This is a genomic window from Mycolicibacterium tusciae (assembly GCF_002086795.1).
Lineage (GTDB): Bacteria > Actinomycetota > Actinomycetes > Mycobacteriales > Mycobacteriaceae > Mycobacterium > Mycobacterium tusciae.
In genome coordinates this window covers 235019-246517 of record NZ_MVIM01000005.1, presented here as the reverse complement: position 1 = coordinate 246517, position 11499 = coordinate 235019, and the positions used below count along the sequence as shown (strand labels likewise).

Below are 11499 nucleotides of genomic sequence, written 5' to 3'. Positions count from 1 at the left end.
CGGACATCCCAGCCGTACTAAGAGTGTCATAAGAGACGACACCATTTTCGCGCCCGAAATGGTTACTAGCGAGTTCTACGCACGGGTAACCGTCTGCGAGATAACGCGCGCCTTCGAACCGGCCTCAGCTATCCGGGACAAACGTCCTGTTGGCAGGTGGTTACGGTCGAGTAGGTGCAACAGCGCTGATCAAGGCGGTATTGTTATCGAATCGTTATCTAAATTTTTTGGCGGCGTCCACCTGCGGCATTGCGGCGCGCAGAGTCGACAACTGGACATGATTTGTCTTGTCAGCGAGCCCGGCCATCACAGACAGTTTGCTGACTCTACTTACTGACCGGTAAGGTTTCTAATCCCACTGTCCGTATTGCGGCTTGAGTATGTGGTTGATGTCGACCCCAACGCCTCCGACGGAGCGCTTGTCGATCTCCACCTGGTGCAGATGGGCCGCCGGATGGGCGATCTTGCCGGGCGACCCCCAGTTGTGCTGCCAGTACCACGCGCCCAGCCCATCCTGGGCGGCCCACTCGATGGTCTTGGAGTTGGCGTAGACGCCGGTGCGCTGATGCCCCAGCACCGCCTCCCAGCCCCGCAGATACGGCGCGACCTGCTGCTTGTACTGCTCGTACGACGGATCGTCGTCGATCGACGTGTAGATCGGCGCTCCGTAGGAACCACCGGCGGCGACGTGCAACTCCCATCCCCGCTTGGCGTGCGCGACACCGGCGTTCTGTCCGCCGAGCCAGTCGGCGGTGTCCTGCTTGCCGTACTGGTAGCAGGACACGATCTTCAGACCATTTTGATAGAGGTCACGCGCCTCGGCGATCTGGATCGGCTTACCCAGCATCCAGGCACCCCCCGGCCTGCGGTCGGAGACGTACCGAATGGCGCCCAACGCGCCCGACGCCCGGATGTCTCTGGCGCTGATCACCCCTGCTGCATAGTCGAGCAGGACGCCCAACGGCGCCGCCGAAGCCGTGACGGGAGCAGCCGCGGACACCAGCGTTTGCAGGCCGGCGCCGACGGCAAGCGCGGCGGGCAACGCGGCGGCACCTTTCAGCACGTCGCGCCGGGAAATTGACACGTGCCACAGAGTACGACAGCAACATCACTTTTCACGACAGCGCCACTGGTCACACCTGCATCAAGATTTACTGTCACGGCGAGGTAGCCGAGCGAACACGAGCAGGTGTGAAATCCGCGATGAACTGCGGCGCGACCATTCCGATTCCTACGATTGACCATGCCCTCGGACACGATCAGCGCTGGATCTGCTGTGAATGTCCCCGGTGGCGTGCGAGACCCGCAGGTAGAGCTGATCGGCGTCCGAAAGGAGTTCGGCGGCGGCGTCGTGGCCGTCGAGAGCGCCGACCTCGCAGTCGCGGACGGCGAACTGTTCGCGATCCTCGGCCCGTCCGGATCCGGAAAGACAACCGTCCTGCGCATGATCGCGGGATTCGAGCAGCCCACCGCCGGGACGATCAGGCTTGGCGGCACCGACGTCACCGCCGTTGGCGCGCGACACCGCGACGTCAACACCGTGTTCCAGGAGTACGCACTGTTCCCGCACATGACCGTCGCGCAGAACGTCGAGTACGGCCTGAAGGTGCGCGGGGTCCCCAAGGCCGAGCGCAGACGTCGTACTAGCGACGAACTCGACTTGGTCCGGCTCACGGAGCATGCGTCCCGACGCCCGCAGCAGTTGTCGGGCGGGCAGCGTCAGCGCGTCGCGCTCGCACGCGCACTGGTCGGACGGCCACGGGTACTGCTGCTCGACGAGCCGCTCGGGGCGCTGGACCTCAAGCTGCGCGAGCAGATGCAGATCGAACTCAAGGAGATCCAGCGCGAAGTCGGCATCACGTTCGTCATCGTCACTCACGACCAGGACGAGGCGCTGAGCCTCTGCGATCGGCTCGCGGTGTTCAATCACGGGCGCATCGAGCAGGTCGGTCCGTCGCGCGAGGTCTACGAGAACCCGGTCAACAGATTCGTGGCCGATTTCGTCGGCACTTCGAACGTGCTCGTCGGCGCCGTCGCTGAAGCACTCGTCGGACGTCGCGGAACGTTCGTGGTACGGCCCGAGCGTATCGGCGTCTTCGCGGCCGACACCGACTCGGTGCCCGGCGTGCGCACGGTCGCGGCCACGGTGTCCGAGCTGATCTACGCGGGTCCCACCACCAGGATCACCGCGCACACGCCGGTGGGCGTCGAACTCGCCGCCACGGTCCTCACCGCCAGCACCTGGCTACCGCCCGACCTACACCACGGCAGTCCAATCACGTTGGCCTGGCCAGAAAAAGCTGTACACACCCTGACGAGCGAGGAGTAGCGAATGCCGTCCAGGACACAAGTCAGTCTTGTGCTCGCCGCGTGCGCCGCCCTCGTGCTGGCCGGCATCACCGGGTGCTCCGACCAACCCGGCAGAGACGAGCCGCCGCCGAAGCTGGAGCCCATGGGGGCCGTCGGCGACGGCGAGGGCGAACTCAACCTGATCGCATGGGCGGGCTACGCCGAGGACGGTTCGAACGACAGCACCGCCGACTGGGTGACGCCGTTTGAGCGACAGACCGGTTGCCAGGTCAACGTGAAGCTCGGCAACACCTCCGACGAGATGGTGCAGCTGATGCGCAGCGGCCAGTACGACGGCGTGTCCGCGTCCGGCGACGCGACGTTGCGGTTGATCTACGCCGGCGATGTCGCCCCGGTGAACACCGATCTCGTACCGAACTACGCCTCCATTTCGTCGTTCCTCAAGGACAAACCGTGGAATTCGGTGGACGGCAAGATGTATGGGATCCCGCACGGCTGGGGCGCCAATCTGCTGATGTACAACATCGAGGTCGTACGTGATGCCCCGAACTCATGGGCGGCGGTATTCGACGACGCGGACAAGTACAAGGGCAGGGTCACCGCGTACGACTCCCCGATCTACATTGCCGACGCGGCGCTGTACCTGTCCAAGTCGAAGCCGGAACTCGGTATCAAGGATCCGTACTCGCTGACGCCCGAACAGCTCGACGCGGCAACCGAATTGCTCAAGAAGCAGCGGGAGAACATCGGCGAGTACTGGTCGGACTACACCAAGGAGGTGCAGGCGTTCGAATCCGGCACGTCGGTCATCGGTACGACATGGCAGGTCATCGCGAACACGATCGGCGCGGAGAACAGGGTGCAGGTCAACACCGTTCTGCCCAAAGAGGGTTCAACGGGGTGGTCGGACACCTGGATGATCTCGTCGAAGGCCGCGCATCCCAATTGCATGTACAAGTGGATGAATTGGATCTCCTCCCCCGAGGTCAATGCCCAGGTCGCCGAGTTCTTCGGTGAGGCACCGGCCAATACCGAAGCGTGCAAGTACACCGTCGAACCGGACTTCTGCGACATCTACCACGCCACCGACGAGGACTTCGCCGCCAAGATCCATTACTGGACCACGCCGCAGAAGAACTGCGTGGACGGCAGCGGGGAAAACTGCACGGCCTACAACGAGTGGGTCGACAAGTGGCAGCAGATCAAGGGGTGATGTTGCGCGGTGATGAGCGCTCGCGCGAAGAACAGACAAGTTGCGCCGCTGCGGCCGTCTCACCGACGGCGGATCAGCCTCGGCTTCCTGCTCGTGCCACCCTTGGCCTGGCTGGTGATCGCCTATCTCGGATCCCTTGCCGTGCTTCTGGTTTCGGCCTTCTGGAGCACAGATGCCTTCACCGGCGCGGTGGTGCACTCGTTCACCTTCGACAACATCGCGCGGGTGGCGACCGACGAGCTTTTCCGTACAGCGGCGGTGCGCACCGTATCGGTGGCGCTGGCCGTCACCGTGATCTGCGCCGTGCTCGCCGTGCCGCTGGCGTTCTACATGGCCAAGGTCGCGTCACCGCGGGTACGGCTCGCGCTCGTGGTCGCAGTGACGACCCCGCTGTGGGCCAGTTATCTGGTCAAGGCGTACGCGTGGCGCATGCTTCTATCCCCCGAAGGCCCACTGGTCTGGGCGACCGACTACACACCCGGGTACGGCCTGGCTGCCACCATCGTCACACTGACCTATCTTTGGCTGCCCTACATGGTCCTCCCGGTGTTCGTGGCGTGCTCCCGCGTCCCGGACTCGCTGCTCGACGCGAGCGCCGACCTCGGTGCCTCCGATATGTCCACCCTCCGAATGGTGATGGCGCCGTTGGTGTTCCCCGGTATCGCCGCGGGCTCGATCTTCACCTTTTCGCTGTCGCTCGGTGACTACATCGCGGTGACGATCGTGGGCGGCAAGACTCAATTGCTCGGCAACATCATCTATGGCCAACTCGTCACCGCCAACAACCAGCCACTGGCCGCCGCGTTGTCGATCATCCCGCTGCTGGCGATCGTGGCCTACCTCTTGGCGATGCGGCGCACGGGCGCACTGGAGAACATCTGATGCTGTCGAACACCGCCCGCCGCCTCGTCCGGGGTTGGACGCTGCTCGTGCTGCTATTCCTCTATGCACCACTGCTCCTGGTAGTGATCAACGCGTTCAACACCTCCCGCACCTTTGCTTTTCCCCCGACGGGATTCACGCTGCACTGGTGGTCGGACGCCTGGAACAGCCACGGCATGTGGCAGTCCCTCGTGAACTCGGTTGTCGTCGGTCTCGGCGCAACGGTCATCGCGCTGGTGCTGGGCACGATGGCAGCGGTCGCAGTGCAGCGTTACGACTTCTTCGGCAAGCATGTGGTGAGTCTGCTTGTGGTGCTACCGATCACGCTGCCGGGGATCGTCACCGGTATTGCGCTGAATGCGACGTTCACATCCGCACTCGGCGTGTCTCTGGGCATGGCCACCGTCATCATCGGGCACGCGACGTTCTGCATCGTGATCGTCTTCAACAACACTCAGGCGCGGCTGCGCCGGATGGGAAGCAGCCTGGAAGACGCCTCGGCCGACCTCGGCGCGTCGTCGTGGCAGACCTTCCGCTACGTGACCTTCCCGATGATGCGGGGTTCGGTGGTCGCGGGTGCGGTGCTCGCGTTCGCCCTGTCCTTCGACGAGATCGTCGTCACGACGTTCACGGCAGGCCCGACGGTGCAGACACTCCCGATCTGGATTTTCGGAAACCTCTTCCGCCCCAACCAGGCACCCGTGATCAACGTCGTCGCCGCCGCGCTGACCATTGTCGCAATAATCCCGGTGTGGCTGGCGCAGCGCTTCGGCGGAGATCCCGCCGTCAGCCGGGTGTAGCGACGGCGCACCGGCGCAGGAGCTCACTCAGCAAGCCGCCGGCTGGATGGCCCGACGCCGCCGTCGCCAGCTGCCGCCGCAGTGACTCCTCCATGCGAATCGACAAGACGTGACCCCATAGCTCGCGGTAGTCCCTGGCCATCTGCCCCAGGTCGTCCACCTCGCGCGGCTTGGGCCGATGGTCCTTCCCGAACTTCGCCTCGACGGAATCGCCAAGGGCCCGGACGAAGCCACTGACCAGGCCGTCGGCGGCGTCCCGGGACGACTCGTAGATTCGCAGCAGCGCGCGGACGTAGAGCAGCTGATCGGAAGTGCGGCCCAGAATCTCGGCGATCGACGGGTCGACGACGACGACGCTGTCGGCGCGCGCCTCGGCGAAGCCGAGTTCGATCAACTTTCGCGCAGCCTCACCGTCCGGATCGATGCGGACGGCACGGGGTCCCGGGATCGGTCCATCGTCGGAGGGCCGCTGGTCGCCCGCGTCGGATGCACCGTCGGATACGTCGTTCGGCGTGGGCCCCAACAGCGCGCGCTGGATACCCAGGATGTCGGCCAGGTCGGCGCCTTGACGCATGCTCGCAAAGAACTCGGCGATGTGGGCCGAGTTGAAGCCGCGGCGAAGCAGCTGGTTGATGGTGCGCAACTGCGAGAGGTGGTAGTCGTCGTAAAACGCCGAACGGCCTACGCGGCGGGGCGCGTCGAGCAGCCCGCGTTCACGGTAGGCGCGGATATTGCGGGCACTGACGCCGGATATCCGGGCGAGTTCTTCGAGACGGTACTCAGCCATCGAAACGCACCCCGATCAACATCGGGGCGCGAAGTAGCCGTGGACCGCGACGGTTCATCGCTCCACTCTAGCGCGAACATGCAGATTTAGCGAATGATTACCTAACAACGGAATGAGACTTCAGCTAATCCATTGATAGGCTGTCATCAGCAAATTTACCTCTGTGGTAATTTTTCACTATATTTGAATGCAACTTTGCAGCCAACTTTGCCAGCCGAGGCTGGCCGATCGGGTGAGTGATTTCACCGCTGACGGATTGGCTTCCTGAGCGGTCGTTGCGGGAGGATGAATTTGGCAGACATTAAGACAAATCGGCGGTAGCGAGGTTTCGGCGTGCGTCCCTGGATCGTGTGGACCACCGGACTCTTCGCCTATATCGTCGCCGTCCTCGACCGCACCACGCTCGGGGTTTCCGGCCTGGACGCGGCCGACCGATTCACAGCGAGCCCCACCGTCTTGTCGGCGTTTGTGGTGCTGCAGGTCGTCGTCTACGCCGGCGCGCAGGTTCCGGCCGGGCTGCTGCTCGATCGGTTCGGTTCCAAAACGCTGATCGTTGCGGGTGCCACACTGATGGCGTCGGGCCAGCTGGCGTTGGCGTTCACCGAATCCCTGCCGGTCGCCATCGGTGCGCGTGCGGTCGTCGGACTGGGTGACGCGTTCACCTTCATCTCGGTGCTGCGCCTGGTTCCGCATTGGTTCAGCCCCCGCCAGGTGCCGCTGGTCACGCAGCTGACCGGGATCTGCGGCCAGCTCGGCCAGGTGCTGTCCGCCATCCCGTTCTTCGCCCTGCTCGCCGGCTCGGGCTGGACCACCGCCTATGTCTCGGTGGCCGCGCTGGGAGTGCTGTCGATCGTGCTCACCCTGCTGCTGGTCGAGGACACTCCCGGGGGCCACATCGTGGAAGCCGAAGCCACGTCGCTGCGCGAAGTACTGGTCAGCGTGAAAACGGTGTGGCTGCGACCGGGGACCCGGTTGGGCTTCTTCACGCATATGGGCACGCAGTTCTCGGTGACGGTGTTTGCGCTGATGTGGGGTGTGCCGTATCTGACTGTTGCTCAGGGTCTTTCGGCAACCATCGCAGGAACCCTACTGACTCTGTCGGTGGTCGCCGCGATCTCCGCCGGCATTCTGGTCGGCATCTTCACCGGACGTCATCCGAATCGCAGGTCGCGGCTGGTGCTCTGCATCATCGCCAGCAACGCCGTCATCTGGTCCGTGGTGTTGGCGCTGCCCGGCCGGGCGCCGCTATGGCTTCTGGTAGTGCTCGTGGTGGTCATTTCGGTCGGCGGCCCCGGATCGATGGTCGGGTTCGACTTCGCCCGAACCTTCAATCCGCGGGCCACGCTCGGCACCGCGTCGGGCATGGTCAACATGGGCGGTTTCATCGCGTCGCTGTTGGTCATGCAGTTCATGGGCGTCATCCTCGACGCGGTCGGCGACATCTCGTTCGAGTCGTTTCGGGTGGCGTGGACGGTTCAGTACGCCATCTGGGCGCTGGCGGTGGTGGGCATCCTCATCACGCGCCGCAAGGCGCGCGCCGTGATGCGGGCGGAGAACGAACGGATGCTGATCGAGGGGTTCGAGCCGCACCCCGCGCAGCCCCGCTAACGGTCGCCTTCCAGCGCCTTGGCGATGTCCGCCGCGGCGTGCCGGTGGCCGGCGATTTCATAGCCGATCACCGTTACCAGCGGCGCCAGCGTGACGACCAGAAGGCAGTTGGCCATCGAAAAGCCCGCCGCGGCGAACCACACGGCGACGCCAAGCACGGCCGCGGTGAGCACCAGGAGCACGACGTGGAACACCGCGATCTTCCGGACGATCACAAAATAGAGCGCGTAGATGGAAATGACATACAAGCCGACCGGCAGCGCCACGGCCAAGACCGTCTGCATGGAGCTCAACTTGGAGTGATGCTCGATGTAATACGCGGCGGCGTGCAGACCCGCGCCCGTTGCCACGATGGCGCCGTACATCACGATCGGCAGGTAGCCGAACCAGAACGACCTCTCGCGATGGGCACGCAACAACTCCGCCTGTGGCACCACGAAGTACGACCACCACATTCCGAACGTCAGCCCGATACCGGCCACCACCACGAACGCGGCGTCGTACGACCAGCCCTGCGCGCCGACCACGGCCGACAGCGACGCCACCGTCCCGACTACACCCTCGCCGAGCGCGATGATCGCCAGCAGGCCGTAGCGTTCGGCGATGTGATGGGCGTGCCATGGGGTGCCCCCGGCACGGTATTCGGCGATGATCGGCCCCAGCGTTTCCACTCCGATCAGCACCGCCACCAAGGCGAACGTCACCGGGATCGACTTGTGCACCAGCGCACCGGCGATCCAGCCGAACTGCGCCACGGTGACCCACAGCGCGTACGTGAGGCAGGCGGAACGCCGTGCCGGGTCCTGCTTGGCCGCGCGTAACCACTGCCCTACCAACGCGATTCGCATGATCACGTACCCGGCCACCATCACCCGGCTGTCCACGTACTCAGCGTGTTCGATCGAGGCGAACATCGGCGGGAAGCCGAGCGCCATGACGATGACGCCGACCATCTGCAGCATCGTCATCAGCCGGTACACCCAGTCGTCGGTGTCGTAGGCAGAGGCGAACCAGCTGAAGTTGATCCAAGCCCAGCACACCGAGAACGTGGCGAGCACGAACCCCAGCAGACCCGCGCCGACGTGGTTCTCGACCAGCATGTGAGCGAACTCGTTGGCGGCGATGCCGAACGCGATGACGAACGTCAGGTCGAACAGCAGCTCGAGCGGCGTAGCGGCCCGATGCATTTCGTCGGGATCCCGACCCGCCATCCGTCGGAACCGGTGCTGGATCGTGATCGGTTGCTGCTCGTCGCTCATGGCTACATTTCACCGCATCCCCTGGCGAGGCACCGCACGACATCGGTGAGGTATGGAGTAGCGCACTACTCACGCCATCGCGGGTTCCGGGATCCACGATCGAAACGTGGACCAGTTCTCAGTGAGCCTGCTCGGCGACTTCGCGGTGTACCACGGCGATCGGCACCTCACCCTGCCGCCCGCCTCTCAACGGCTCGTCGCGCTCGTCGCGATGAAGCGCAAACCTGTGCACCGCCTCTGGGTGTGCGCCAAGCTCTGGCCAAACGTCCATATTCCCCGGGCCGTCGCGAGCCTGCGATCGGCGATGTGGCGCCTCAGGCCCGCCGGCGCCGGGCCCCTGCTGACGGTGGATCCGCAATACCTGCAGCTCTCTCCAGGCGTCTACGTCGACTTCCACCGCTCGGCCGATCTCATCGAACAGCTGCTCGACGGCAACGCCGACGCACAGCTGATGGCCGACTTGCTTCAGCTGCTTCGCGCGGGCGACCTCCTCGACCGGTGGTTCGAGCAGTGGGTCATCAGCGATCGCGACAACTACCACCTCAAGCGCAAGACGGCGCTGCAGATGATCGCCGACCGGTGCGCCGCCGAATCGAGGACATCATGAACGCGTTCTGGGTGATGGGCATCTCGGTCTGCGTTCCGCTCGCCGCGGTCGGCCTGTACAGCCTGCAGGCGCGCCTGGAGCGGTGGGACCACGACCGGCATGCAGAAGACTGACGGTCGACGGCGGGGCGGGTGCGTCCTACCGTGGAGCGGGTGGATCAACTTTCCGACGACGTCACCGCGTTCCTCTCCGAGGGGACCCGCACGGGCATGTTGGGGTACCTGGCCTCCGACGGTCGACCGCTGGTGGCGCCGGTCTGGTTTGTCGTGGACGAGGGCGAGCTGGCCTTCAACACCGGCAAGGACACCGCGAAAGGTCGAGCCATCGCTCGTGATCCGCGGGTCGTGATGTGCGTCGACGACCCGCATCCGCCGTATTCCTTTGTCCAGATCCAAGGCATCGCGCAGATCCGCGAGGATCCTCGGGAACTACTCGACATCGCCACCCGCACCGGTGGCCGGTACATGGGCGCGGACCGGGCAGAGGAGTACGGGCGTCGCAACGGGGTGCCCGGCGAGCTCGTCGTCCGCATCAGACCGACGAAGGTGCGCCACGCTTTCGACCTCGCGAACTGACCGGGCTAACAGCGCACCGCGGCGGGGCGGCCCGCGGTGACAAGATGTCAACATGAGCGCAAGGACTGGCCCCGACGCCGTCGCCGTCGTCTTGGCAGCCGGTCTGGGAACCCGGGTCGGCGCCGACGGCAACAAGGCCTACCTGCGGATCGCCGGCCGCTCCATGGTGGCGTGGTCAATCGACACCCTGGCACGAGTGCCCGAGATCGCTCGTACCGTGCTGGTGTTCCGGCGCGGAGAGTACGAGTTGGCCAGGGATACGCTGCAGCAGGAAGTACCAACGGCCACAGTCGAGTTCGTCGAGGGCGGCGACACCAGGCACGCGTCGGAGTCCAATGTGCTGCGGTATCTGGCAACCGACATCGACTCCGGGGCCGTCGACGTCGTCATCATCCACGACGCCGCCCGGCCGGTTGCCGGGCCCGACATGTTCGTCACCGCACTGTCGGTCGCCCGCGAATTCGGTGGCGCCATCCCCGCGATACCGGTCGCGGATGTGATTCGCACCAGCGGCCATGACGTCGAATTGATGGCCGGCTCGGCAGCATTGGTGCGCGTCCAGACCCCCCAGGCGTTTCGCGCCGCGACGCTGTTGCAGGCATACCGCGCGGCCGACCGCGAAGGGTTCGAGGGCACCGACACATCGTCGTGTGTCGAAGCATTCTCCGATGTCGAGGTCCGCACGTTCCGCGGCGAACAGCGCAACCTCAAGGTGACCTACGCTGCGGACATCGCGGTCGCCGAACGCCTTCTCACGCGCCGCTAGGCCTGCTCGCAAGGATCGCCTCGACGAACTCCGCGTCCTCGGGCAGTTCGGCACGGAACGCATCGGGATCGCCTTCGACGAAGGTGACGGGCACCGCGGCATCGTTGGCCACGGCGATCTCGTCGAAGTCCTCGGACGCGCCCCGTTCGAGCAGTCCGGCCAACGCGTCGACGGTGAAACCGCGAGGATATTGGACGGCGCGCAACACCGAGCGATCGACGGTGGCGGTGATCGACCCGTGTCTGTCGATGGTCTTGACGCTGTCGGTCACCGCCAGTGCCGGCATCACGACTGTGCCACCACCGCGCATGGCTTCGACCACACGGGCGGCAAGGTCGGCAGGCGCCAACGGGCTGGCGATATCGTGGACGAGCACGTGGCTCGTCGAGAACGACGCGCGCCGAAGGTATTCCAGCGCCACACCGAGACAGTCGGCCCTGCGAGCCGACCCACCTACCGGCTCGACATGCACCGCTGACAGATCTTCGGAGGCAAGAGCGCTGCGCACGTCACCGACAAGGGATGCGGCAGTGGCGATGACAGTCCGACTCGGTTCTTCCACCGTGCCGAGCATCGATCGCACGAGTCGGGCCAACGGCGGCTCGGTCCCCACCGATAGGAACGCTGCCGCCGGGTTGTCGACGACCGAAACCGGCAGCGGCACAACGGCAGAAAGCTCCACTTTTGGGCGC

General features: G+C 65.0%; 12 protein-coding genes. 8 read left to right on the top strand and 4 right to left on the bottom strand.

Going from position 1 to position 11499, the window contains the following annotated elements:
• Positions 1 to 349 precede the first annotated feature (349 nt).
• Complete coding sequence (locus tag BST47_RS12060; RefSeq protein ID WP_083125770.1) at positions 350 to 1084, bottom strand: DUF1906 domain-containing protein; 735 nt, start codon at positions 1082 to 1084, stop codon at positions 350 to 352.
• A gap of 159 nt (positions 1085 to 1243) precedes the next feature.
• Between BST47_RS12060 and BST47_RS12055 the strand changes: the two genes are divergently transcribed.
• From BST47_RS12055 to BST47_RS12040, 4 genes are read left to right on the top strand one after another with little or no spacing between them, the layout of a single operon-like run.
• The gene (locus BST47_RS12055) at positions 1244 to 2329 is read left to right on the top strand and encodes an ABC transporter ATP-binding protein (RefSeq protein ID WP_083125769.1); all 1086 of its coding nucleotides are present in this window, start codon (positions 1244 to 1246) and stop codon (positions 2327 to 2329) included.
• Positions 2330 to 2332: 3 nt separating this feature from the next.
• Positions 2333 to 3523 carry an ABC transporter substrate-binding protein gene (locus BST47_RS12050; protein ID WP_083125768.1) on the top strand — a complete coding sequence of 397 codons (1191 nt, stop codon included), beginning with the start codon at positions 2333 to 2335 and terminating at the stop codon, positions 3521 to 3523.
• 12 nt (positions 3524 to 3535) lie between these two features.
• Positions 3536 to 4405, top strand: a complete 870-nt coding sequence (locus BST47_RS12045) for an ABC transporter permease (RefSeq protein WP_083125867.1) — start codon at positions 3536 to 3538, stop codon at positions 4403 to 4405.
• Positions 4405 to 5205, top strand: a complete 801-nt coding sequence (locus BST47_RS12040) for an ABC transporter permease (protein WP_083125767.1) — start codon at positions 4405 to 4407, stop codon at positions 5203 to 5205. Before BST47_RS12045 ends, BST47_RS12040 begins: the two co-directional genes overlap by 1 nt.
• Here the strand turns inward: BST47_RS12040 and BST47_RS12035 are convergent.
• Entirely contained in the window at positions 5192 to 5992 is an 801-nt protein-coding gene (locus BST47_RS12035; RefSeq protein ID WP_083125766.1) for a MerR family transcriptional regulator, read from the bottom strand. The genes BST47_RS12040 and BST47_RS12035 overlap by 14 nt on opposite strands.
• 333 nt (positions 5993 to 6325) lie before the next feature.
• On the opposite strand from BST47_RS12035, the gene BST47_RS12030 reads away from it, so the two are divergent.
• Positions 6326 to 7600 carry an MFS transporter gene (locus tag BST47_RS12030; RefSeq protein WP_083125765.1) on the top strand — a complete coding sequence of 425 codons (1275 nt, stop codon included), beginning with the start codon at positions 6326 to 6328 and terminating at the stop codon, positions 7598 to 7600.
• On the opposite strand, the gene BST47_RS12025 is transcribed toward BST47_RS12030, so the two are convergent.
• Positions 7597 to 8859: a low temperature requirement protein A gene (locus tag BST47_RS12025; RefSeq protein ID WP_083125764.1), complete on the bottom strand. Its 1263-nt coding sequence runs from the start codon at positions 8857 to 8859 to the stop codon at positions 7597 to 7599. The genes BST47_RS12030 and BST47_RS12025 overlap by 4 nt on opposite strands.
• 106 nt (positions 8860 to 8965) lie before the next feature.
• On the opposite strand from BST47_RS12025, the gene BST47_RS12020 reads away from it, so the two are divergent.
• The 3 genes from BST47_RS12020 (at position 8966) to BST47_RS12010 (ending at position 10807) form a co-directional block, all read left to right on the top strand.
• A complete protein-coding gene (locus BST47_RS12020; RefSeq protein ID WP_083125763.1) occupies positions 8966 to 9466 on the top strand; it encodes an AfsR/SARP family transcriptional regulator in 501 nt (166 codons plus the stop codon).
• Positions 9467 to 9618: 152 nt separating this feature from the next.
• Positions 9619 to 10041, top strand: a complete 423-nt coding sequence (locus BST47_RS12015; RefSeq protein WP_083125866.1) for a PPOX class F420-dependent oxidoreductase — start codon at positions 9619 to 9621, stop codon at positions 10039 to 10041.
• 52 nt (positions 10042 to 10093) lie between these two features.
• On the top strand, positions 10094 to 10807 hold the full coding sequence (locus BST47_RS12010; protein WP_083125762.1) for an IspD/TarI family cytidylyltransferase: 714 nt from the start codon (positions 10094 to 10096) through the stop codon (positions 10805 to 10807).
• On the opposite strand, the gene BST47_RS12005 is transcribed toward BST47_RS12010, so the two are convergent.
• On the bottom strand, positions 10794 to 11489 hold the full coding sequence (locus tag BST47_RS12005; RefSeq protein ID WP_083125761.1) for an IspD/TarI family cytidylyltransferase: 696 nt from the start codon (positions 11487 to 11489) through the stop codon (positions 10794 to 10796). The two genes, BST47_RS12010 and BST47_RS12005, sit on opposite strands and share 14 nt — an antisense overlap.
• Between the last annotated feature and the right edge of the window lie 10 nt (positions 11490 to 11499).

Bases quoted from the DNA above. Each gene is read 5' to 3' on its own strand.
- BST47_RS12050 (WP_083125768.1), top strand. From the start codon at position 2,333: ATGCCGTCCAGGACACAAGTCAGTCTTGTGCTCGCCGCGTGCGCCGCC.
- BST47_RS12055 (WP_083125769.1), top strand. From the start codon at position 1,244: ATGCCCTCGGACACGATCAGCGCTGGATCTGCTGTGAATGTCCCCGGT.
- BST47_RS12025 (WP_083125764.1), bottom strand. From the start codon at position 8,859: ATGAGCGACGAGCAGCAACCGATCACGATCCAGCACCGGTTCCGACGG.
- BST47_RS12040 (WP_083125767.1), top strand. From the start codon at position 4,405: ATGCTGTCGAACACCGCCCGCCGCCTCGTCCGGGGTTGGACGCTGCTC.
- BST47_RS12045 (WP_083125867.1), top strand. From the start codon at position 3,536: ATGAGCGCTCGCGCGAAGAACAGACAAGTTGCGCCGCTGCGGCCGTCT.
- BST47_RS12010 (WP_083125762.1), top strand. From the start codon at position 10,094: ATGAGCGCAAGGACTGGCCCCGACGCCGTCGCCGTCGTCTTGGCAGCC.
- BST47_RS12035 (WP_083125766.1), bottom strand. From the start codon at position 5,992: ATGGCTGAGTACCGTCTCGAAGAACTCGCCCGGATATCCGGCGTCAGT.